The sequence below is a fragment of the Thalassotalea euphylliae genome (assembly GCF_003390335.1).
Classification (GTDB): Bacteria; Pseudomonadota; Gammaproteobacteria; order Enterobacterales; family Alteromonadaceae; genus Thalassotalea_F; species Thalassotalea_F euphylliae_B.
In genome coordinates, this window is the sequence record NZ_QUOU01000001.1 from 3,340,249 (window position 1) to 3,363,612 (window position 23,364).

The 23,364-nt window shown below is 45.9% G+C and carries 20 protein-coding genes; 11 read left to right on the top strand and 9 right to left on the bottom strand.

Translation table 11 applies throughout. The features are described from left to right. Positions 1–2: 2 nt before the first annotated feature. From tssK to tagH, 3 genes are read right to left on the bottom strand one after another with little or no spacing between them, the layout of a single operon-like run. Positions 3–1,340 (bottom strand): type VI secretion system baseplate subunit TssK, encoded by a 1,338-nt coding sequence (tssK, locus tag DXX93_RS14675; RefSeq protein ID WP_116008746.1) that lies wholly within the window; start codon positions 1,338–1,340, stop codon positions 3–5. Positions 1,341–1,349: 9 nt separating this feature from the next. Next, positions 1,350–1,844 carry a type VI secretion system lipoprotein TssJ gene (gene tssJ / locus DXX93_RS14680; RefSeq protein ID WP_116008747.1) on the bottom strand — a complete coding sequence of 165 codons (495 nt, stop codon included), beginning with the start codon at positions 1,842–1,844 and terminating at the stop codon, positions 1,350–1,352. Between the two features lie 12 nt (positions 1,845–1,856). Then, complete coding sequence (gene tagH / locus DXX93_RS14685; protein ID WP_116008748.1) at positions 1,857–3,362, bottom strand: type VI secretion system-associated FHA domain protein TagH; 1,506 nt, start codon at positions 3,360–3,362, stop codon at positions 1,857–1,859. A 469-nt stretch (positions 3,363–3,831) separates the two neighbouring features. Here tagH and tssA point away from each other — a divergent pair, with 469 nt between their 5' ends. The 11 genes from tssA to DXX93_RS14740 all read left to right on the top strand — a co-directional run bounded on the left by tssA (position 3,832) and on the right by DXX93_RS14740 (position 15,753). Continuing rightward, the gene (gene tssA / locus DXX93_RS14690; RefSeq protein ID WP_116008749.1) at positions 3,832–4,863 is read left to right on the top strand and encodes a type VI secretion system protein TssA; all 1,032 of its coding nucleotides are present in this window, start codon (positions 3,832–3,834) and stop codon (positions 4,861–4,863) included. A gap of 39 nt (positions 4,864–4,902) precedes the next feature. After that, positions 4,903–5,406, top strand: a complete 504-nt coding sequence (gene tssB / locus DXX93_RS14695) for a type VI secretion system contractile sheath small subunit (protein ID WP_116008750.1) — start codon at positions 4,903–4,905, stop codon at positions 5,404–5,406. Positions 5,407–5,409: 3 nt separating this feature from the next. Beyond that, complete coding sequence (tssC, locus tag DXX93_RS14700; protein ID WP_116008751.1) at positions 5,410–6,906, top strand: type VI secretion system contractile sheath large subunit; 1,497 nt, start codon at positions 5,410–5,412, stop codon at positions 6,904–6,906. A gap of 20 nt (positions 6,907–6,926) precedes the next feature. Further along, positions 6,927–7,415, top strand: coding sequence for an Hcp family type VI secretion system effector (locus tag DXX93_RS14705; protein WP_116008752.1), 489 nt, complete (start codon positions 6,927–6,929; stop codon positions 7,413–7,415). Positions 7,416–7,561: 146 nt separating this feature from the next. Then, positions 7,562–8,419 (top strand): type VI secretion system accessory protein TagJ, encoded by an 858-nt coding sequence (locus DXX93_RS14710; protein WP_116008753.1) that lies wholly within the window; start codon positions 7,562–7,564, stop codon positions 8,417–8,419. After that, positions 8,419–8,919, top strand: a complete 501-nt coding sequence (gene tssE / locus DXX93_RS14715; protein WP_116008754.1) for a type VI secretion system baseplate subunit TssE — start codon at positions 8,419–8,421, stop codon at positions 8,917–8,919. The genes DXX93_RS14710 and tssE overlap by 1 nt, the downstream gene beginning before the upstream one ends. A 2-nt stretch (positions 8,920–8,921) precedes the next feature. Continuing rightward, positions 8,922–10,799, top strand: coding sequence for a type VI secretion system baseplate subunit TssF (tssF, locus tag DXX93_RS14720; protein WP_116008755.1), 1,878 nt, complete (start codon positions 8,922–8,924; stop codon positions 10,797–10,799). Further along, complete coding sequence (gene tssG, locus DXX93_RS14725) at positions 10,763–11,821, top strand: type VI secretion system baseplate subunit TssG (RefSeq protein ID WP_116008756.1); 1,059 nt, start codon at positions 10,763–10,765, stop codon at positions 11,819–11,821. Before tssF ends, tssG begins: the two co-directional genes overlap by 37 nt. Before the next feature lie 21 nt (positions 11,822–11,842). Next, complete coding sequence (gene tssH / locus DXX93_RS14730; protein WP_116008757.1) at positions 11,843–14,620, top strand: type VI secretion system ATPase TssH; 2,778 nt, start codon at positions 11,843–11,845, stop codon at positions 14,618–14,620. Positions 14,621–14,650: 30 nt separating this feature from the next. Beyond that, a complete protein-coding gene (locus DXX93_RS14735; RefSeq protein ID WP_116008758.1) occupies positions 14,651–15,229 on the top strand; it encodes a hypothetical protein in 579 nt (192 codons plus the stop codon). Positions 15,230–15,363: 134 nt separating this feature from the next. Beyond that, positions 15,364–15,753 carry a DUF4280 domain-containing protein gene (locus DXX93_RS14740; RefSeq protein ID WP_116008759.1) on the top strand — a complete coding sequence of 130 codons (390 nt, stop codon included), beginning with the start codon at positions 15,364–15,366 and terminating at the stop codon, positions 15,751–15,753. A gap of 58 nt (positions 15,754–15,811) precedes the next feature. Here the strand turns inward: DXX93_RS14740 and DXX93_RS14745 are convergent, their stop codons facing one another. From DXX93_RS14745 to DXX93_RS14770, 6 genes are all read right to left on the bottom strand, one after another. Beyond that, positions 15,812–16,750 (bottom strand): hypothetical protein, encoded by a 939-nt coding sequence (locus DXX93_RS14745; protein ID WP_116008760.1) that lies wholly within the window; start codon positions 16,748–16,750, stop codon positions 15,812–15,814. A gap of 158 nt (positions 16,751–16,908) precedes the next feature. Next, positions 16,909–19,206, bottom strand: a complete 2,298-nt coding sequence (locus DXX93_RS14750; protein WP_116008761.1) for a hypothetical protein — start codon at positions 19,204–19,206, stop codon at positions 16,909–16,911. Positions 19,207–19,209: 3 nt separating this feature from the next. Further along, positions 19,210–19,833, bottom strand: coding sequence for a peptidoglycan-binding protein (locus DXX93_RS14755; RefSeq protein ID WP_116008762.1), 624 nt, complete (start codon positions 19,831–19,833; stop codon positions 19,210–19,212). 25 nt (positions 19,834–19,858) lie between these two features. Then, the gene (locus tag DXX93_RS14760; protein ID WP_116008763.1) at positions 19,859–20,278 is read right to left on the bottom strand and encodes a hypothetical protein; all 420 of its coding nucleotides are present in this window, start codon (positions 20,276–20,278) and stop codon (positions 19,859–19,861) included. Positions 20,279–20,397: 119 nt separating this feature from the next. Next, complete coding sequence (locus tag DXX93_RS14765) at positions 20,398–22,434, bottom strand: type VI secretion system Vgr family protein (protein ID WP_116008764.1); 2,037 nt, start codon at positions 22,432–22,434, stop codon at positions 20,398–20,400. A gap of 57 nt (positions 22,435–22,491) precedes the next feature. Then, a complete protein-coding gene (locus DXX93_RS14770) occupies positions 22,492–23,277 on the bottom strand; it encodes a hypothetical protein (RefSeq protein ID WP_116008765.1) in 786 nt (261 codons plus the stop codon). Positions 23,278–23,364: the final 87 nt, after the last annotated feature.

Genomic DNA, 23,364 nt, shown 5'->3' on the forward strand with positions numbered 1-23,364 from the left:
TGCTAGCTCTCTCTGATCGCCCAAAGTTCGAGTTTTAAACCGGGGAAATTGCCGCCCACATGGATAGCAATGCCACCTGATGCAGCAAGTGCCTGCCAATACTCTCCTTGTTGTACTAACTCGAAATAAGCGCTGGCGCGTTGATAGGGAATTTGACGCGGCGCCACCGCTAAGCTGGAAACCTGTATGCCGGGTAACTGCACATTGACCAACTCGCGAATTTGATCAACCGAGCCAATTTTCACTTGCGACACAAAGTACTTTTTAAGCTCGTCAATCGCGATATCAGCACTAACGACCAAAACAAATGACGCATTGGCCAGTAAACTTTTGTCTGTAATAACGCCAACGTTGACACCATAGCTGCGCTCCTGCAACGGAATACTGACGGCTTTCTGCTCCAATACGGAACTGAAAGAGCGTTTGAGCTGCTCAATTAGCGGGGTAAACACTTGAGTAAGTGCCGCTTGCTGATACGCGGGTGTGTCAACACACTTGCGATTCGCCTGCGTAAACGTTGATAACTCCCCCACCATCTCCACCAAAACCATGTAAAGTTCATAGGGCGAAAGGCGAGCGCATTGCACATAGTGTTTAAGCACTGGTAAATAGCGGTTAATGGTTTGCAGCATCAGAAAATCAGTGACCTCAGCTGCAGCCGCTTTGCCCTCAACAGCGACACGTGCGGCCAAGGCTTCTGCTCGATGCTGCGCCATGCTTTCTAATTCAAATAAAAAGCTGCTTAGCTTACAGAGGTTTTTGACATTTAAAGTGGATGCGACAAAGTCGCCATCAAGCTCTACTTCGCCATTACTTTTCACGTCGTTAATGCGGGTCACAGGGATACAAATAAACTCGGCTCGGTCATCGCTTTCTTTTAGCAAGGTTAAGTTTAGCCCCGCCACTTCGATGTATTCTCGCTCTGATGCCTCACTGGCAATATCGCGCACTTCACACTCTTCCAGCAAGTAGCGGTAACGTTTAGCTTTACTGCTGTCTCGATTAATCTCACTGTTATTGGGTTTAAAGATATTCAGGCACAAATAAATGATCTGCCCGCGATCACTATCAACCACATCCAAGGCATCTGGCAGTGGTGTATGGCTTGGCACATTGAAGTAGCTGCCATCGGGAAAAATGCCATCGCCGCTGAGCATACTAATTTTGCCCGTTTGCAATAGCGCCGCATCAAATTCAATGTGCTCAACTCCCCAAGCCACATGATCAATCAACAGGCTAGTCGCGTGTATTTGGTGCTCAAGGTAGCGGGTTTGCTGCTGAAAGTGCTGCGGTAAAAGCAACATGCCTTCACTCCAAACCACGCGCTTTTGACTAGACATAAATCTTCCCTACTCCTCTATCAACACGCGAATGCTCAGCTTGTTCACCAGAATGATGAGTTCACCTTGGCCGAAACTGAGCCAGCCCTTTTCAGGCACATCAACGATGGATCGCCATGAGGCGTTTTCAATATCCCGAAAACCGGCAACAACGCCGATGTGTTTGGCGCTTTTTGAAATCGCTAACTCAATTTCCTGATCGCTACCTGGCTGAATCAGGTATTGATTAACTTGAATTAACTCGGTACCCAGTGAACGTTCGTGCGCGCCCAGTAGCTCATTGAAATCCGCCTTGTTAAAATTGGTGTTACTGCTAAGCTGCATTACTTTAATGGCAACAGGCGACGGAGATTGCGACACACTCGGGTTAATATCAGATGCGGCAGTAATGCGATATGAAAAGGAAACTTCCCGATCCGGTTCGCTGGCGCAGCTGGTGATACATAAAAGGCTGGCAATCACCCCATACCGCCAACAAGATTGCAATAGCTGGCTCCCTGTCATAACGGTTTCCCCTTATTTGTCCTGTTTTAAATTTGAAACTTGTCGCTGGTACGCCTCGGCAAACTCTTTGCCTAAAATATCTTGCAGATTCTCGTTAATTGCCTTGCTGAGCTTTTGGTGCTCTGTTTGAAACGTCTCCCAATAGCGCGCCGATGGCATAATATTTAACAGCTTGTTATTGGGCGATTTTGTCTTTTCCTTAATCACCTCTGGCGACAAGCTTGTTAACACACTTTGCAGCGCCGCTTGTAAACCAGCCAGAAACGCGAGTTGGTGTACTTGAACATCATGGCATGCCTCACTAATGGCCTCACTTGCTCCTAAATAGGCCGTTTTTTTACGAACCAGTAAGGTTTCCAGCGCTTCTTGCGCATCAATAGAAAATTTTAGTGGGTTATTGGAGCGTGGTTTGATGGCCGTTAATGCTAAGCGTGATTCTTCTTTAAATACCGTGCGCCCTTTAAGCAGCCCCATAATGCCAGTAACGGCTTCTTTTATTATCTCTGCCGAATCTTCCACAAATGCTTGCTCGTCCACTTGCGATCTCAATTCGTTAGCTAACTCTAAGCCGCTATAAAGTGTCGTAAACGCTGGTTCAGATTGACTGCGTTTGTGGTCTTCTGTTGAAGGCTTTACTTGCGACTTGGCATCAGATTGAAGGGGGGCATTATCAGTTTTTTGCCACGGATTTGGTTCATTAACAGGGTTGCTAGCTTGGTTATCTGCTTGAAAGTCAGGTATTGGGGGCGGCTGATTGCTCGCTGGCTCAGTTGCAGGTTTAGTTGCAGCCTCTTTATCTTTGGTCAGTAAGGAAATATTCCAGTCTGTGGGAATGCGCTCATTACTGGGTTTAGCAGGTTCAAAATAACCATCCAATGCTTGCTCTGCGCCATCACTTAACGGTAAGTCGCTTATCGGCATATTGGCCTGCTTGTCGTCAATGCCATGCTTATCATGTTTACCATGCTTAGGCTGAGCTAAATCTAACTCATCTAATATACTTGCAGGTGAGATGCCTTCTGCCTGCTCGCCCAGCCCCACCTCTGATGGGCTTGACACGTTCACGTTATAATCGACAGGCGTATTACTTGTTGGACTTGGCTCGTCCAGCGGGAAATCAAGTGACGCCATTGGATCGTCGCCACTGATTTGATTAAGCAGATCATCTGTCCCCGCAGCACTGGCCAACGTATCTGGGGTATGAAAACAAAACTCGTAGTGACCAATAACAACCACTTCACCACCAGAAATACACACTCTGTTGCCCTTACCAATAGGCGCAGCCTGCCCTTTGAGCCAGCAGCCATTGGTACTGGTATCCGTCAAATAGAATTGGCCTTGTTCGAAGTCGACACGGGCATGATTACCAGAGATAAGACGGTTGTGATCGATCAACACACAATCATTGGTATCGGCGCGCCCAATTGAACCGCCATTGGCACCAAATGCAAACAGCATGGGCTCGGTAGCGGTTTCGGCTGCCGTGTTAATGACACTAAATTCAAGAGATACTGCCATAGCGAGTTCCAGTTCAGGCACCTCTGATTGACATATAAGTTTTTGTCGCCGCCAGACCTAATCGGTAAGTAATTCAAAGTTTCTTATCTGAGCAGCAGCACGTGATACATCTTTAAAAAATCTAGCACAAAGTTATATTTACGCTAGCTTGAAGTTCACTAAGTTCAGCTTGAGTGCTACCAGTAAGTCAATGAAAAAGAATAGCCAGCGGCACTTAAATGTAAAACCATCGCATAATGGCGATAAGTATCACTAAACTTGCTAAGAAACGGCGTTACACCGCTGGTTTACCAGCTATTTAGATATTGTATGCAAAGCATTGCAATGTCTATATTTTGTTCTATCCTTACGTAGTTAATACAACAACCTATTTTAAAATCAATCTCGTGGTTGCTTTAGCGTGAATTGCTTAGCATTCAGCAAATTTGCTGTAGGCGTCGCATAACCCTCGTAAACATTGCGAGAGAATATGGATTACTATTCGGCAGTAACGCGCTCTATTGAAGAATCCTCACCCTGTGGAATTTCTTTAGAAGATGATCATGGTTTAGAAGCGTTATTTTTCAAAGCAGAGGGGACTCCTGAACGTTACGACGGTCAAAAGACCATTCCAGCCGAACCGCCTAATTGGCGTGAATTAGAAACCAATACCCTAGCCTATTTAGAGCAATCAAAAGACATTAATATCATCGTTCTCCTGTCGCAAATCGCCTTAAACACGCGAGGTTTGAGCGCTTTTAGTGACTGTATTCGCGGCTTATCTCAAGTCGTCACTAACTATTGGCAAGAGCTCTTTCCCGAATTAGACCCTGATGATGGTGATGCCACCGAGCGTATCTCTGCACTAGGTAACTTGTTGCACACCGACAAAACCATCAAGCCACTGCGCCAAACAGCATTAGCGAGCTCTAAGGTCTTTGGCGCAATCTCACTGTTAGACATCGAAATTGTCCAAGGATTCTCAACGGCGCCAAATGACCGTGAGCTCACAGAGCAACAGCTGGCCGCCATTTTCAAAGATACCGATCAAGAAGCCCTGCAGCTACTCAACAGCCAAGTGCAGCTATGCAGTGATTCGCTGGCCGATTTACACAGCCATCTAGAAGAAAAAGTGGGTGTTGGCCAAGGGGTTAATTTTGCGCCGATTACCGATTTACTGCGCAAGATGCAATCTGCATTTAATCAGTATTCAGACAGTATTGATAATAATGAAAATAGTCATGAGCAAGCGCAAGAGCTTGCTGACGGCGGAGAGCCATCAACAAGCGCGCTAGCAAACGCGGAGGCTGCTGCCGTGACAGGGGAAATACAAGGGCGAGCAGATGTTGAAAAAGCACTGGACAAAATCTGTGATTACTTTCGCAAACACGAACCTTCAAGCCCCGTTCCTTTGCTACTCAATAGAGCGAAACAACTCGTCCATAAAGACTTTCTGGAAATCATAGAAGACCTAGCGCCAGATGGTGCTGAGCAAGTAAAAAAACTATCGGGTATTGACTAACCGATCAGGTAGTCAGTTATTGAAAAAAAGGAGAACACTATGGCAGATAGTGGTCAGAAGTTTATCGGTAGAAATAGAGCACCCCGTGTTCAAATCGAATACGACGTAGAACTTTACGGTGCAGAAAAAAAAGTACAAATACCTTTTGTAATGGGGGTAATGGCCGATCTCAGTGGCAACCCTGAAACGCCCTTACCATCTATCTCTGAACGCAAGGCGTTAGAGGTTGATGTCGACAACTTTGACGATCGAATGAAAGCCGTTAAACCGCGAGCTAACTTCAAAGTGCCCAACACCATGACCGGCGAAGGACAGCTCAATGTTGATGTTTCGTTTGAGAGTATGGATGACTTTTCACCTGCGGCTATTGCAGGCCAAGTTGACGGGCTAAAAGACCTACTAAAAGCGCGTCAACAACTGGCAAATTTGATCACCTATATGGATGGCAAAGAAGGTGCAGAAGAACTCATTAAAAAAGCGATTGCAGACCCAGCATTACTTGAGTCGTTAATTGCTGCGCCCAAACCGGAAGAAGAGGAATAAACCATGAGTGACGAAGTAGCAAAAGAAGCTGCCGAAGGCGCGGTTGAAGAACTGACGAGCGACTCCTTTTCGGCATTGTTACAAAAAGAATTCAAGCCCAAATCGGACCGAGCAAAAGACGAAGTAGAAAACGCAGTACAGACCTTGGCAGAATTTGTTTTAAAAGACACCAGTTTCATTTCAGAAGATACCGTGCATTCAATTGAAGCCATTATTGGTGAAATTGATAAGAAAATGTCTGAGCAGTTAAATGAAGTGCTGCACCACGATGACCTGCAAAAACTTGAAGGCACATGGCGAGGACTTCACCACTTGGTAAACAACACCGAAACTGACGAATTTTTGAAAATTCGGGTGATGGACATCAACAAGAACGAGCTTGGCAAAAACCTCAAGAAATTTGCTGGCACGGCGTGGGATCAAAGCCCTGTATTTAAAAAGTTTTACGAAGAAGAATACGGGCAATTTGGCGGTGAACCGTTCGGCTGTATTGTTGGCGATTATTATTTTGATAACAGCCCAGCAGACGTCAAGCTGCTGGCTAACATGTCAAGAATTAGTGCAGCGTGTCATGCGCCATTTATTTCAGCAGCAAGCCCCGCCATGCTGCAAATGGATTCTTGGGGAGAGCTGACCAATCCTAGAGATCTCACGAAAGTGATGTCGACGCCAGATTATGCTTCCTACAATTCACTGCGAGAATCTGACGACGCGAAATACATCGCCTTAACCATGCCACGTACACTCGCGCGCCTGCCGTATGGCGCCCAAACCGAACCGGTTGAAGAATTCGATTTTGAGGAACAAACCGGCAGTGCTGACTCCAGTAAATACACTTGGATGAACGCCGCGTATTCAATGGCGGTCAACATTAATCGCTCGTTCAAAAATTACGGCTGGTGCTCGCGTATTCGCGGTATTGAATCGGGCGGTGTTGTTGAGGGCTTACCGGTTCACACCTTCCCAAGTGACGATGGTGGCGTCGATATGAAATGCCCCACAGAAATCGCCATTAGTGATCGCCGTGAAGCTGAATTATCGAAAATTGGCATGATGCCACTCGTCCATAAAAAGAATACTGATTTGGCGGCATTTATTGGTGCACAAACCATTCAAAAACCGCAAGAGTATGATGACCCTGACGCGACGGCCAACGCTGCACTGGCTGCCCGTCTTCCCTACCTATTTGCGTCTTGCCGTTTCGCTCACTACCTCAAATGTATTGTCAGAGATAAAGTGGGCTCCTTTAAAGAACGTGACGATATGCAACGCTGGTTGCAAAGTTGGGTAACGCAATATGTTGATGGTGACCCTGCCAATTCATCGGAAACATACAAAGCACAACACCCGTTAGCTGCCGCAGAAGTAACTGTAGACGACGTAGAAGGTAGTCCGGGCTATTACAACGCGAAGTTTTATTTAAGACCTCATTACCAGTTAGAAGGGTTAACCGCATCACTGCGCCTAGTATCTAAACTCCCTTCAGCTAAAACTGGCTAACACTATTAAGGAGCGAAAAAATGGCTGTCGACATTTTCCTGTATTTAACAAAAATAGACGGGGAATCAAAAGATTCCACCCATGAAAAAGAAATCGATATATTGTCGTGGAGTTGGGGCATGACACAAAGCGGTACCACTCATATGGGTGGTGGTGGTGGCTCAGGCAAGGTGTCTGTCAATGATATTTCCTTCGTCAAATACATAGACTCCGCCTCCCACGCCTTGTTGCTCAGGTGTGCCTCAGGTGAACATATTGAAGAAGGCATACTTGTGGTGAGAAAAGCGGGTAAAGACCCGCTGGAATACCTCAAAATAACCATGACGAATATTATTGTTACCAGTGTGCAAACAGGTGGCTCTGGGGGAGAAGACAGGCTAACGGAGAGCGTTAGTTTGAATTTTGAACAAGTCAAATACGAGTATGTTGAGCAGAAAATGGACGGTACAGGTGAGCCTGCGAAACCGTTCACTTGGAATATTTCTGCTAATGTACCTGAGCTTAAATAAAGGATAGTTGTTGCAAATGTGTCGCTGCTTGCAGCGACACTGATGTCTATCGTCAATCACTTAACGCTATATATTTACTTTTTTTGCTCTGTGTTTTTGATTTTTAATTTTCATCTATAAACCTTCACCAGAGGCACTGTCATCGTATGAGTTATCAAGCTTTGATAAAGGAACACCTGCGCGCTGGCAAACTACACGAATGCCAAACCGAGGTTATTACTCGACTTAAACAGTCCCCTGATGATATTGAATTACGCATTTGTTTGTTTCAGTTGTTTTGTTTAACAGCGCAATTGGATCGCGCCTTAGATCAACTGACAACATTGGCTGAGCTAAGTGACCAAACCTTAGCCATGAAAAACACTTACCAGTCAATTATTCAGGCTGAACAAACCAGGCAACAAGTATTCACCGGTCAGCAAACAGTAACCATTTTCGGCAACTCTCCTGCTTGGTGTGAACACTATGTAAATGCCCTGCAACATTATTGCACTAACCAATTGTCGCAGAGCCAACAAGCTATCGCGCAAGGAGCTGAGCAAGCGCCCGCCATTGCAGGTAAGATTAATGGAGAACCCTTTCAATGGTTAGCTGATGCTGACGTCCGTTTAGGGCCAATCTTGGAAATTATGATCAACGGAAAGTATTACTGGCTGCCGCAATCAAGCATTACGCAAATTAAGTTTGAGCCAATTGAAGATTTGCGCGATCTGGTTTGGCTACCCTGCCATATTACGCTTGTTGGTTTAGGTGAAATGATTGCGTTTATTCCAACCCGTTACCCCAATTTAAATAGCCATTTAGGTAAAGAGTACAGCGCTGAGAACAACCAGTATTTACTTGCCCAAGTCACTGATTGGCAAGAGCCGCTACCACAGTTTTATATTGGTAATGGCCTTCGTACACTATTGACAGATCAAGGTGAATATCCAGTCACACAAGTCACTGAGATCACGTTTGAGCAACATAACTCAGACCAGAAAAGTATTGAACAGGAAACCTAATGCCTGAATTATCGCCTTTGGAAAGGTTGCAACCTTCGCTACTAGACCGACTGACTGACGACGAGCCAAGCCAGCAGACAGAAAGCCGAGAACGCCGAATCATCAGTATTAATCAACTCAAAAAGCTAGTACAACGCGATGTCTCTTGGCTGCTTAATACCCGAAATTTAGAAACCGTTGAAAACTTGAGTCGATACCCAGAAGTGCAAAGCTCAGTGCTTAATTACGGCATCTTAGATTTAGCAGGTATCCCGACATCAAGCTTTGACGAGCTGCGAATTGAACGCGCGTTAGTCAAATCGTTTCGTCAATTTGAATCTCGACTATTGCCAAACTCGATAAAACTAAAAGCCAAAATCAATCGAGACGAGATGAATGCCAACGCCATCACCTTCGAGCTAATGGCCGACATGTGGGCACAGCCCATGCCGCTTCAGCTCTACATTGAAACGGATGTTGACTTGGAAAATGGCATGTTTAACTTTGCGAGAGTGAATTAACCATGGACCCTCGGCTGCTTGAACTTTATAACCAAGAACTCAAGTTCATCAGAGAAATGGGGGCAGAATTTGCCCAAGAATATCCGAAAGTTGCCAGCCGCTTGGGAATCGAGGGGTTTGACTGCGCCGACCCGTATGTCGAGCGCTTGTTAGAAGGCTTTGCATTTTTAACGTCAAGAATTCAGCTGCAACTCAATCAACAATTTCCCCGCTTTACTGAAAACTTAATTCAGCATTTGTTTCCAACGTATTTAATGCCCACTCCCTCGGTGTTAGTTGCCCAGCTTACGCCTGATATGGATGATGCCAGCTTACTCGATGGTGTTGAAATTAAACGCGACACGGCGCTGCGAAGCTTGCTCAGTAAAGGCGTACAAACCAGTTGCGAATACCGAACTGTCCAACCAACTCAGTTATTTCCGCTCCAGCTTGAAAGCGCTGAATACATCAATACCCAAGCCATTGCCGCCTATACGGCGCAAAGCAACACTAAACATCGCATTAAGGCAGGGATCTCAATCACTTTGTCCACCAGTGAGAACTTTGCATTACATGAAATAGCGCTCAACGAATTGTCACTTTACCTGCGCGGTTCAGAAGCGTTCCCAATGTACTTGTTTGAACTCCTGCTGTCAGGATTTGGCGAGTTATGGTTTCGCGATAATACGACTTCGGCTTGGAAAAAGGGTAATGAACATACGCAAATGACCAGTGATTGCACCGCCTACGACAACGCACTGCTGCCCTACACGCCCCGATACTTTGATGGCTTTAGGCTGATTAAAGAGTACTTTTATTTTCCCAAGCGCCTGTTGTTTTTATCACTCACCGCAATGAAGGCAGTGTTCAAACGCTGTAAAACCAACAAAGTGGAATTATTGTTATTGCTGAGTAAACACGACCCTCGCCTTGAAAACCTCGTCAACGCCGATAACTTTGGCCTGTTTTGCGTACCTGCGGTTAATTTATTTGAACGCAATGCAGATCGTATTGCCATCAATCAATACCAAAGCGAATACCATGTCGTCGCAGATCGGTTACGTCCAACCGATTACGAAATTTGCATGATTGATGAGGTAACGGGCTATGGCACGGGGCTTGATGTTAAAACCCACTTTACCCCGATATTTGCCAACCAAGGTGAAAGCCAAGCGAGTCGCAGCAACGCCTATTTCAATGTTCACCGCCAACCGAGGAAATTAACCGCTAAACAAACCCGAAACGGGCCGCGCTCAAGTTACGTAGGTACGGAGTCTTTTATTAGCTTGGTCGACCAAAAGCACCAACCGTTCGAGCTGGATCTCAAACAATTAGCGGTAAAAACCAAGTGCTCGAATAGAGACTTGCCCATCTTAATGCCACTCGGCAAAGGCAAAACAGACTTCACACTAGACATTAGCTTGCCGACAACCAGTATTCGTTGCCTTGAAGGCCCCACTAAACCCAAGCCACCGCAAGCAATAGGCGAAGCGAATTGGCAATTAATTAGCCACCTAACGTTTAACTACATTGGCTTCACGGGTGAGTCTGAACAAACCTTAACAAAACAATTAAAGGCCCTAATGCAACTATTCGTTGAGCGACACGATGCATTTGGCCAAAAACAAATAGACGGTATTCAAAGCATTACGCTCAGCAGTTGTACGCGCAGAATCGATATTCCTGGCCCCATTTGCTTTGCCAGAGGCGTTGCTATTGAGTTAACCGTTGATGAAGAAAGCTACGAAGGAACAGGAGTCTTCTTGCTCGGCGTGGTATTAGAGCAATTTTTCGCGCAATTAGTGCATGTAAATTCGTTTACACAATTAACCCTAAATTCCAGCCATAAGGGAGAAATTTACACGTGGCCAATCAGAATGGGAATGAAAACGCATTTATAAAACAGCTCAAAGACGATCACCAACAGCGCGACATGTTCGAGCTGTTTGCCTTAATGCGCGCCATTGAAAGCAGAGCGCTGCTGTCTCAGCCATTGGGTCATTCAAAAACACCGCGCGATGATGTTGCCCGATTTGGTCAAAGCCCATTAAGTGCATTTCACGCAGCCGCCATCAGTAACATCTCGTTGAGCACGAAAATTGGCAAGTACAAAATCAAAAACAGCTATTGGGGCTTATTTGGTCACAATGGTGCACTGCCCAGCCACTTAACTGAATATGCCCAAGAGCGTATTAGCAAGCACAAAGATGACACCCTGTGCGAGTTTTTAGATATCTTCCACCACCGACTGATTTGTTTGTACTACCGCGCCTGGAAAACCGGCTATCCCGCCATTCAATTTGACCACATGCAAACCAACCAGTTTGTGCAACAGCTTAGCGCACTCGCACGCTCTGAGAGCGGCGCATTATCTACTGACATTCACCCCCAAGCGACAAGCGATAGTTCACCTGCGCACCAACGAGGCCTGTATTTTGCAGGGCTGCTGACACATAAAAATTTAGGCGCCAAAGCCGTGCAGCAAATTCTCTCCGATCTATTTTCAGTAGCCGTTATCGTGAACGAGTTTCAAGCCAGCTGGCTGACAATTGCCCGCCGAGACAGAAGTGTATTAACGAAATCTGGCACAGCGAACAACAAGCTCAAACACAACGCAATTATCGGTAAACGAACATTTCAACGCAGTTATAAAGTCACGGTTGAATTAGCAGCACTCAAACTTGAACAGTACACTCAGTTTTTACCCAACCATGCACAGGGGAAAGCGTTAAAGCGTTGGATTAATCAATTAATCAGCCCAGATATCACCGTAGACGTCACCCTAAATTTGGCGAGTGGCGAGTGTTGTTCAAGCCGACTAAGCCAACAAACCAGACTGGGCTACACCAGTTGGTTACAACCCCAATCACAAAAAAATAACAGCAGCGCGTTTAACAAAACTTATGCAGTGATGCGCCACTAGCAGCTTTGAAGGAGAGATAAAATGACAGAAATTAGTCGTGTCTCATTGTTTGGCAAACTCAATGCGCTGGCTTACAAGGCGATTGAGAGTGCAACGGTTTATTGTAAGTTACGCGGTAATCCCTATGTCGAAGTCGCCCATTGGCTGCATCAAATATTGCAGCTCAATGACTCCGATTTACATCGCATTATTAAGCATTTTGAACTCAACCCTAGCAAGCTCGCGGCTGACATCACCGAATCACTTGATGGCTTGCCAAGAGGCGCAAGCAGTATTTCAGATTTATCTGCTCACGTTGAAGAATCCGTTGAACGGGGCTGGGTGTACGGCAGCTTAGTGTTTAATGACAGTAAAGTGCGAACGGGCTATTTAGTGATAGGTATGTTGAAAACTAAGTCCTTGCGAAACATGTTACTTGCCCTTTCGAACGAGTTTGACAAGATTTCCGCAGAGCAGTTAAGCGATAAGTTTCAGTCTATTGTTGAAGGTAGCTGTGAAGAAACACAGGCAGCCCAAGATGGCAGTAATCTAGCAGCCGCTCCCGGCGAAGCAAGTGGCGCCATGGCGCCAGCGCAAATGGGTAAACAACAAGCGTTAGCGCAATTTACCACAGATCTGACCGAACAAGCGGCACAAGGAGAGCTAGACCCCATTGTTGGACGCGATGACGAAATTCGTCAGCTGATCGATATTCTGATGCGGCGCAGGCAAAACAACCCGATTCTAACGGGCGAAGCGGGGGTTGGTAAAACCGCGGTGGTTGAAGGTTTTGCCCATCGCTTATTAAAAGGCGACGTGCCACCTAAGCTGCAAGGAGTGAAACTGAAATCGCTCGATATTGGCTTGTTACAAGCTGGCGCGAGTATGAAAGGCGAGTTTGAAAATCGCCTCAAGCAAGTCATTGAAGAAGTTCAATCATCCCCCACCCCAATTATTATGTTTATTGACGAAGCCCATACTCTCATTGGTGCGGGTGGAAGTGCAGGAACAGGTGACGCTGCTAATTTGCTAAAGCCTGCGTTAGCACGCGGCGAGCTAAAAACGATTGCAGCGACCACTTGGGCTGAATACAAGAAACACATTGAAAAAGATCCCGCCCTCACCCGCCGTTTTCAAGTGGTAAAAGTGGAAGAGCCAAGCGAAGACAAAGCGATTTTGATGCTGCGTAATCTAACCAATGTCTTAGAAAGTCACCATGTATTGGAAGTACTGGATGAAGCCATAGAATCAGCGGTAAAACTCTCTGCCAGATACATTCCCGCCAGACAATTGCCCGACAAAGCCGTGAGCTTACTTGATACCGCTTGTGCGCGCGTAGCCGTTAGCCAACACGCCACACCTGCCGAGCTAGAAGATACCCAGCGCAATATCGAACACTTGCATATTGAACGAGAAGTGCTATCGAAAGAGCAGCAAGTGGGCCAAAACCATCAAGACAGAATTACTGACATCGATGAATCGCTTGAGCAGCTTGGTCAACAACAAAGCGAACTCAATACCCGCTGGCAAAGTGAAAAGGCGCTGTTTGAAAAAATGCTGAACTGCAAGCAGGCGTTACGGAAGTTGGAAGACTCCCCCTCGCTAGACGCACAAGCAGCACAAACAGAAACAATGCAAAAAACACCAGCAGGCGATTTATCAGAAGGCGATCTATCAGAAGACAATTCACCACAAGACAAGTCAAAAGCACCCGAAGACTTAGCCACACAACAGCAGAGCTTACTGGCTGAAATCGCCAGTTTGCAGCAAGAACTTAACCAGCTTCAAGCAGAGCAACCGTTAGTTTTACCTTGTGTTGACGAACAAGCCGTCGCCAGTGTCGTTGCGGATTGGACTGGGGTGCCAGTCGGACGCATGGTCAAAGACGAAGTTAAAAACATTCTCAACTTAGCCAATATATTAAATCAGCGGGTGATAGGCCAAGATCACGCGATGGAAATGATCGCTAAACGCGTGCAAACCTCACGCGCCGGGCTAGACAACCCCAATAAACCGATTGGCGTATTTATGCTCTGCGGCCCTTCGGGTGTAGGTAAAACCGAATCGGCGTTGGCATTAGCTGAGGCCATGTATGGCGGTGAGCAAAACGTGATCACTATCAATATGAGTGAATTTCAAGAGGCCCACACGGTTTCTACCCTAAAAGGTGCACCACCGGGCTATGTGGGTTATGGCGAAGGCGGCATACTCACCGAAGCCGTCAGGCGTAATCCATACTCCGTGGTGCTGTTAGACGAAGTAGAGAAAGCCCACCCCGATGTGCACGAAATCTTCTTTCAAGTGTTTGACAAAGGGGTAATGGAAGATGGCGAAGGCCGACGTATCGACTTTAAGAATACGCTTATTTTACTCACCTCAAATGTGGGTAGTGACTTGGTGATGAACTTGTGCAAAGACCCTGAGCTGCTGCCAGAGCCAGAAGGTATTGTCAATGCCATGCGACCTTCATTGCTGGAAGTATTCCCGGCGGCACTGCTTGGGCGCATTGTCACCATCCCCTACTATCCACTATCCGACGCAATGCTAAGTGCCATCAGCAAACTTCAATTAGATCGCATTAAACGCCGTGTTAACGAGCAGCACGGTATTCCATTTGAATATTCAGATGCAGTGTTAGAGCTGATCGTCACTCGTTGTAATGAAGCAGAAAGTGGCGGCCGGATGATAGATGCCATCTTAACCAACACCCTGTTGCCAGAAATTAGCCACCATTATTTAAGCCAGTTAATGGAAGGTAACACCTTAACCGCAATTAAAGTGGATGTTGCAGATAATGACTTTGAATATAAGTTTGAATGAGTCAACGAAATAGAGAATAAGGAAAAGCCAATGATTATTGATAAAGATAGTAATCAGCCAGTGCGTGACCATGCCAACAGTTTTTTCCAAGGCGGAAAATTTGAAGCCGAAGACGTGCCTTGGGTGAAAGTAGGTAACTTGTACATGTCGATTTGTATCACTGGCGAAAACTCTTGGGTACCACTCGCGAAAGATTTAAGCGCCGGCAGTAAAGTGGTGGTCTTTACTGGCCGTCATGGTGAAGCAACCGGTAACCCAACCAACCAGTTTGGCCGGATTGTTGATAAGCTGGTTTATGATATCGAACACTTAAAACAGGATCGAAAAATTGTCGATGGGTTAAAAAGTCAGGGCCACAATGTTGAGTTGTTAGATCTCTACGAAGCAAACGATAAGCGCACTACAGAGCGACTCAGAGAGCTTATTCGCGACAAGCTAGATAGGGGCAATGTTGTCATTCTCGCTTGGTGTTTTTCACTGTTTGCTATGGATCAATTTAAATCTGAGATTGCCAAAACGACCACAGCGCAACGAATCGCTAATACCAACTTTGATAAGACTGTTAAGTCGATTGTTTTTGATCGATATTCGTGGGTGCCTAAAGCCTAGTGTGCAGAGGTAACCGTGAATGTGCCATAAACACTTAGTTATCGCGCAACGTCAGTGCTTATTAGCATTTGGTTAAAAGCGCTAAATACTGATAACCATAATGGTTTTAAGTAATACGTATAAGGAGAAACCCGATGGCTAAACAAATTTGCGCTGGTGCTATGATGACCTGCACTTTTGGTGTCGCACCTGCACCACTGAGTGTACTACCCACAGCTAAAACCATGGCGGGTGGACCGCCTGCGGCGACCATTATGGATCATAAGCCGTTTGTGAATATCCCCACTTTTGGTATGTGCAGTAGTTTAGCTAACCCAACGACAGCGGCGGCGACTTCGGCAGCCCTAGGGGTGTTAACACCAACTCCTTGTATTCCGGCGACCTCTTCACCTTGGATACCGGGCGCACCAACGGTACTAATTGGCGGTAATCCTGCGCTTAATAATTCCAGTAAATGTATGTGCAATTGGGCAGGGGTAATTTCCTTTACCGCGCCTGGGCAGTTTACCGTTGATGTCCCCTAATCTGGTTTGGATTTAATGGCCCTGTGCTAGCATCCAATTCGCGTTGCATCAGCTTTGTTCAGGAATCTGTGCTGGTGAGAATCTCATTGAAGCCTGCTGCTAACAGGGCGATACGATCCGCATCCTGAGTTTGTGCTGTTGCGGACTCAAATACAGCCTGTATCCACTTTCTTAATTCAACCGCGTCATAAGCCACCAGCTCGACGTCTTCCGCACCCACTAGGTCAACAATACGTTGCGCTATTTTTTGTTGGTGCTGCGCGGGACCAATGTCTTCGGCATTAAAAATAAACCACTTGGCGATAATCACCGCCAGTTGTACCGCATTATCAACACTTTGGTTTAGCTGTGCCAACGGGATATGATACTTGGGATCAGGCCTAGATCTAAATAAATCTTCCGCCAATACGGTGATGACTAGCTGCCTTGCACTGGTGGTGTAAACATGGTTTACCAGCAGAGATAGCACTGGTGGACGGTCGCGATAAACGCCAAGCCAGCCCGTATAATATTTGGTAAAGATCTCTTTTTCAACGGCGTCCAGCACACTTTGTTCGCTATAAATAAGTTGCCATATCAGGGATACCGCAGCCTGTGAGCCCAGCTGTGCCAACGCCTTAACCGCATACTGCTGATATCGGTTACTCGCCGCTTGCAAAAATGCCATTAGTTGAGCGGTTTCTTCCTGCGCCGAGCCACTAGCTTCAACCAAGGCTGCATGCCTGAATGTGCCAGGCTCAAATTCAGCACTAAAGGTAGGTTGTTGTGCTAGCCACAGCACGCTATCAGTAATTCCTATAATATCCTTGCGACTAAAAAGGTGCCTTAATAACAGGGTTAAATTGTCTGTAGCTTTAACTGTTGTATTGGCCTGGACAGGAGGGTCAATCACCTCTAAAAAGTCAGTGTTAGCTAAGTCCTGTATCAGCTGCGTTACTTGCTGAGCATTGCCCTTTAATGCGAGCTGCTCCGCTTTTTGCATGGTTGAGTTAGTCATTAGCGGCTTCCTTTGTGATTGTCTATTTTGTTGCGGATGCATCGTTTGGGACGAGTGCGCTGGCTCAGATCCAATTGCTATATCGATCTGCTTAGTCTGTTGTTCGGCACAGCCAATGCTCGCGCATACCAAACCAAACAGGCAGTACTCCTTTATCATCATGGTAAAATGGTACATTCAATTTCCGTGATATCCAGCGCGTCATTGTCACCAGCAATTACAATAATCGTCGCCTTGGCGCCAGCATTACCCGTAAACTTGACCCTGAGAGTAACCAGCCCCTTTTCAGCAACTCTTGTCGTTTTATCCCAATATTTAATTTCTTCAATGGCAAAATCATTGGTGTCATAAGGGGTAAGGTAAAAGTTCATTTGTACGTCTTTAACGCGTTTACCCTTGCGAACAACCTCAACGCTGCATGTCATGGTGTCATTGTGTTGACCAGACAAATTGGTTGGCCTAACGAACCTGCCAGCTTGTCTCACCGGACTATAAATAGCCTTCACATCAAGGCCACCACCTCGCGTAAAACCTGTCCCTCTAAATATTTCTAGTTGTAATAAATCAATATCGTTTTGTCGTTGGTCGTCAAGATAAGGATCCATTAAATTATCAGGAGGATCGGCGGCGATGCCGTCGTCACCGACAGCACCAGCGTTATTGCCATCGCCACGATGTTGTGCCGCCAATATATGACCAAGCTCATGAGAGACTACCGCGCCCTGCGAACGCAAGTTACACGTGGTATTTAAATCAAACATAAAAATGCCACCAGCAAATAACTCAATTGATTGAGTATAGGGTGCCTCAGGGGTTTTAAACGGCGCTATTTCAACAAAATTGGCCGTATCATCAGGTGTTATCGTTTCTCGCGGGCCTTTGTACTTGCCATATACACCATTAATCGCAGGCGAGTGAGGGGCATCAGGCTCAGCAAATAAATTGGGTAAATTACCAGACGCGCCAAAGCCGCCAGTATCAACATCTACTCCGCTCGGGCAAAAATTAAAAACAACAATCCCTCTATGCGCATTTACGCATGAAGCAACAATGGCATTAGGCTCTGTCAAATAAGGCAATTTAAAGTAATCGTCTTTGACATTTTCAATGGTGAAATGGCCTGCCGTACCAACTATTGGCTTCACATTGTCGAATTGGTCAACCCCGGCCACTTGCCCTGATGGGTTAGTAATAGTAGAAATATAATTGCCAACGGTCGTATTAGTATCAGCAACCAATTTTATGCCGACCTGACGCATATGAATATTGGCCATTTGCATCATTTTGATTATATCAGCTGAGCTAAATTGGCTGGTAGCGCCACTGGCTTGTTGAAAAATATTGACGCGATAAGCAATACGACGTTCTTGCACAACCTTTAGCGTCATATACACACAGGGCGCTTGCGCTTCGGCTGTCCAACCCTCCAACACCACCCAACCAGGTTTGAGGCCAGTGAGCATGCAATCAATACCCGTGTTTTGCAACTCGCCATCTATGTTAGGAAATTTAGCCGAGCCAACAACATTTTTAATGCGCCAAACAAAACCTTCGTCATTTGGGGCTAGCACAAAATCAGGCGCAGCGGGTTCAACTTTCGTCAGTTTAAAAATCGCCGCTTTAGTTTTACTATTTGCGCCAATAATCACCGCAGACGGATTAAATATGGTATTGATATCACTGTTTTCGGTAATTGCACCAAACCTTGAAATCGGCAACTCGTGCTTGAGCTCTACCTTGATCACCCGCAATTTCACACATACTAGCAGGTTGGTATTTTCAAGATAGGGAAACACTTGGTATTGCTTGCCCACATCAGCGTCGGTGAATTCAAGTTGCACCGTCTCACCAGTTTCTGCAGATTCAGTTTCCGCCCCAGAATCAAGGTCTTTAATCTTCCATTTTACTGCTGCGCGCTGGCTGTCAGTCACATCTTCATTATCCACCGAAAAACCCGTGACCTTAAAGGTTGATTTAATATCTGGCGTCATTAATGAGGGGCCGGCGACGCCAGTTACTTCAACTTTTCGACGCACAATCGTATTCGACTGTTCAGGGGCAATATTGCCCGGCTTTTTCGCGCCCGGCCGCATTGGCACAAGCACCACTTCACCACCTTTAAAGACGTAATTTTTCTTGTCTTTGGTCAGGTTTTGGGTTTCATCAAAATCGTATTGCTCAACCAATTTCCAATTGATATACGGCGGGTAGTCTACGCCCCAATTAAAGCGTGACAGCATTTTCCAATCACAGCCATCCGGTGCTGTGCCACGGGAGTGATAGTAGTTGGCAATTTTATCTATGCTTTCACCAGCTTTGACCTTGTGCTCAAAAAAGCCGGATTTCCATTTTTTTCGCCCCGCCTGCAACTCTGCATCGGAGCGATTTTGGCCTGCTGGCGGCGCTAACATGCAGTTTTTAACAAACTTGTCGAGGTGAGCATTAGGATCAGCCATCGCTTAGCCTCCGTGCGCTTCCATCAGCTTATCTTTGGTTGCTTGATCTAGCTCGCCCGTTTGCTCTAAATCGTTGTCCCCCTGAAAGCCGCGAATGGCCGCTTTGGTTTGCTCATCTAGCTTATCGCTCGAACCACAAAAATAACCTAAATTATTCAGTCGGCTTTGCGCTCCCGTTAAGTCATCTGAGGGGTTTAGATGGCCGATATCTAAAGTCACTTGCTCAGTATCACCAATTTTCAACACCCCTTTTTTCGCGGTGGGCAGCACATATTCTTCAACAACACCGTTACCGTCTGATGTACCTTGGCGAGACTGACCATCGACAACCAAGGTATACTCAAGGTTGGCTCTGGGCTCGTCTTCTTCAATAAGCTTGAGTGTCACTTTGATCGGCGTACCTTTGCGGCGAAATTTATGCTTTTGATCAGACGCGCAGCTTATCGCTGTGGTATCAATATCGGGGATCACTAGCATGTCGCCGGGCGCTAACGTATTCATATTCTCGCGCTTTGATTTAAGCTCTCGATTAGCGCTATGGTTCCACAGTGTGTCAGGTAAAAAACCATGTCGATAAGCGATACTTACGATTGAATCACCTTGTTTTACTTTGTAGTTTTTGGGCATCAGAATACCTGTCAACTTAACTTACTTAGGCTTTTTCCCAAGCTTTGCTGTCAATGTCTGGAAAGCTCACCTGACAATTTCCCGGCTCAAAGCCTGCTATTTTCACATAGCCCTTGTTATCCAAAGTGCCTTTTGCCATTGTGCCATCAGGTAATTCCACCTGATACTTTTCACCCGCGAGAGGTTGGTCTTGTTCATCCACCAACTCGATTTCTAAGCAAGCACTTGGCGCTTCTTCCTGTTCACTGTTTTCCGTCTGATTAGCTGAGCCAGCAGCCCCCTGAAATGGCACAATTGGCGTTACGCCATATTTGCCCGATTGGCGCTGTTGTTGTTCGGCTTTTACCTTGGCAACCTTGCCTGGGCTTGCTTCATCTGCCTCAAACACTTCTTCTGGATCAATAGGTTGCACTGCTGTAATTGCTTTACCATCTTTAGGCTTCACGAGTGTTTCTCCCCAGTGGCAGTTTTACGTTCATGTGCTTAAATGTTTATCCAAATTAATCGTTTACGCTTATCATTCAGGCTTATCATTCACACTACCTATTTAAACTAAAAACGCAGCTAGTTAATTTTCACTAAGCTGCCTTTGAGCGTTAAGATAGCGCCCGACTTAAATTCGCCCATAGCGCTTGCCTCCACTTTGGCATTAATGCCAGCTTTCACATTAATGTTCATTCCGGCATCAATATTCGTATTGCCATCCGCATCAAGTGCGATATCACCTTTAGTACCTATTTTGATACCGTTCGAATCTATCGCGATAAAGGAGCCGCCTACTTTGATGGTGATGTTATCCGTTGCCTCGATGCAGATATTGGTGGCTTTGATATAACTGTCGTCGGTGATCTCTTGCGAGTGATTTTTTTTAAACACTTGAGCCACGTCACCGACCACAGTTAACGACAAACTGCCCGTGATTTTTTTCGCCTCTTTGCCAGCCACCTTGAGGTGACGATCTTTGCCGATTTTTTCAATGTGATCTGCTTTGACTTCTTCATTGCGGTTATTGTCAACACGCTCAAGCTGATCGTTTTTCACGATCAAATGGCGATTGTGTCCAATCATCTCAAAACAATCGTTTTTGATATTGATATCCTGATTTTTCTCGCCGTGAACAAAAATTTGCTCTTCGCCTTTTTTGTCTTCAAAGCGCAGTTCGTTAAAGCCGCCACCGCCTTTGCTGGTGTTCGACTTTACACCAGAAAAAGTGGCATTGGCTGGCAGCTCGTACGGCGGCATAGTACCGCCGTTATAGACGCTACCAACGACTATCGGCTTGTCAGGATCACCATCTAAAAAATCGACTAACACTTCTTGCCCAATACGTGGGATATACTGGCTGCCCCACCCTTTACCCGCCCATGTTTGTGCCACGCGAATCCAACAAGAGCTATTTTCATCCGCTTGTGATTCTCTGTCCCAATGAAAAATCACCTTGATTCGACCAAACTCGTCAGTGTGAATTTCTTCGCCGCTTGGCCCCACCACAAGCGCAGTTTGTGGCCCTGTCATTTTGGGCTTGCGCGCTAACATTTGAGTCCTAAATGGCACATTGGTAGGAACCGCCCGAAAACTTGATGTGAACAGCGGTTGTTCGTTGTGATGTTCTTGGGCGGCGTAATCATCTGAGTTTAATGTGCAGTCAAACCGAGTAACAATGTAGTCACTGTTTTGATCTTCTCTGGGGTGATCAATTAAAGAAAACTGATGACCCGCAAATAGCGTACGTACATTACTCAGCGCCGATTTAACTTCATAGCCGACATTCTCGCGCTCCATCAAAATACGAGTGTAATCTTGGCCACTGGCAGGCTCATTGTAATTGCCCGGATAATGGTAATGCTCGAAAGGGCTCATGGTATCGGTTTTAGGATCCGATGTTATCGCCTCTAAATTTTTCGTGGGTGTTGCAAAGTCAAACGCTTTTAATCGAATACCGCCAGAGCGCAGCTGGCGCGTATTTTTCCAAGAGCGGATCACTTCCATTTGAAATTGCACATTTTTGCTTGTCGCTTCACGATAAGTCAGTTCGCCAGCGGTAGGGAGGATAGCGTTGTCATCAACCAGTGTTAAGACGTGCTGTCCGTCGGTGTGAGCAAAGTAATAATAAATGCCTTCTTGCTCCATAATACGAGAGATAAAATTGAAGTCAGTTTCGTTAAACTGCACCACATATTCATTGACGTCGTAGCTGCCAGTGAGCTTATCTTCATAGTCACTGAAACCTAATTCATCAAAAATATGCTTGATAATGTCTGGATAATTTTTGTTCTGAAAAATGCGACAATTGCTGCTCAAGTTAAGCAGCCAAAACCACGGGCGCATCACTGCAATATAGCGAGTGGCCTGCGCCGATTCTTGATAAAAGTCACTGATAATCCCGTTAAAGTAACGAGGGTCGTTTTCAGTTTCTAGCCGGATAGTGGCATTCGTGCCCAACATATCGTCGAGGGATATGCTGTCATTTTCACTAATCATTTCGACAGTAAAGGTGAAAGGTCGCCCCAATGACTCCTGTATTTTGGCGCGATAAAACACCAACTCGTCATCACCTAATGCCGTGCTGATGGCAACTAGCCGTTGCCCTTGTTTTAACATAGCAACAATCCTTAATGAGGATTACGACCACTCAAATATATCAGTTATTTTAGTTGGTTATTGGGGCTGTGACAGCAAACCGTAAACCCCTAGCGCGTATGCTCTGCGCTCGCTCTTTCCCTTCAACGATCTGAGCCTAATGCCCTCGCCTAAAGCCAATGGCTTAGTCAGATATCTTGTATCCCCTGTGCCTTTGTCAAACTGCACACTGGCTCCATCCGCCAACTGATAGGCAATAATGTCTCCTTGCTCTACGTTAACGGAAGTTGTGAACATAAAACGATTCTCGCCAAGCTCGGTTAGCTCGATACTATTACTTTGCCATAAAGGGATCAGCCTATCTCTTATCGAGCGCAAAACGGTGACCTTAATTTGCGTTGGCGATGCGAGATAAATTCCGCCCCCCGTTAACACGCCAGATTGAGGAACAGGGTTTGCCAAGTCCACCAAAGTGACGGCCTGTGCTTGAATTTGTGAGCGACTTATCAATTCGGCACCGACATAATCGAGTAAGTCACCATCCATTAAAAATGTATTTAAGGTTTCGATGCGCTGCTGAATAAACTGGCGAACTTTTGCTCTGAGTAAGTTTGTTTTTGCTAAGCCCGCCGCCTTTTCTTGCTTAATAGCAGCCAAAGCCTGCTCAAGACTCGCTTTATTACTTGCTTTATCATTCAACTCATCACTCAGGTTTGAAGTAGCGCTATTTTCCTCATCATCAATCATATAGACTGTTTGACTGTATTGCGCTCGATCGCTTTGTATTTCATCTATTTGCGCCAACGCGACACCTGCCAATCCCCAGAGTGACAAAACGACAAGTAGCATATTGATCCGCGCCATTCAGTTATTCCTATTGTTATTGGCCAGTCTTTGTTTAAGTAAAAGTGTTGTTTAGGTAATAGCGCTAACTAGTTCAATTTACTAGTC